Here is a 704-nt window from a genome sequence, read left to right as displayed (position 1 = left end):
AATTATGATAATTTTGTTAAAATAGTGAGCAGTACAATGAATACATTATTAGAAATGGCGAAAGGTTTTTTACGATTTTAACTCTTTAGAGAAATTGAAAATAGAGATTATATTTTTAGAGAAAATAGCCCAATAGTGCTAACGTTTATGTGTTGTTTTAAGTTTTGTTAAAATATTAGTTTTAATTTTTTCTTGAAACAACTTCTTTTATTTTTATATAAAAGGTTAATGTTATGGCTACTGCTATTAATTTTGATGTATCTAAAAGTAACAATAAATCACATATAGAAAATAAATCCTATAATGCGATAGTACATAATCAGGAAGAGTTTTTAAATAATACAAATTTTTTATTAGAAGATGTGAAAAGAGAGTATCAAGAATTATCTCTTAATGATGTTAAAGATGATAATAAATTTGAACACCTCTCTAGTAAAGAAAAAGGTTTTTACCTTGATGAACAATATGTAAAAAATAATATTAATCAAAAGAAAAGTTTAAATGAAATTAGTTATGCTTCTCGTGCAATAGAAAATGCGCAATCAAATGACAGTTATCCAACAGATTCATTAAGTGATTTATTTGATGAAGTAAAACAATCTATTGTCGCGGGTAAAAATGATTATTTAGATGTTTTGAAAGATATTTTTTCCAAGTATATGGATTTTGTAAAAGAATTAAGAGAAATATTGTCTGAATTAAGT

The 704-nt window shown here is 23.7% G+C and carries 1 protein-coding gene; it reads left to right on the top strand.

The features are described from left to right. Positions 1 to 233: 233 nt before the first annotated feature. The coding region (locus tag ACNART_RS17870; RefSeq protein WP_416303684.1) for an IpaD/SipD/SspD family type III secretion system needle tip protein at positions 234 to 704 on the top strand (471 nt) is incomplete at its 3' end.

The sequence above is a fragment of the Proteus sp. LHD240705 genome, from assembly GCF_047921555.1.
In the GTDB taxonomy this organism is placed as follows: Bacteria; Pseudomonadota; Gammaproteobacteria; order Enterobacterales; family Enterobacteriaceae; genus Proteus.
This window is presented reverse-complemented; position numbering and strand designations above follow the sequence as displayed.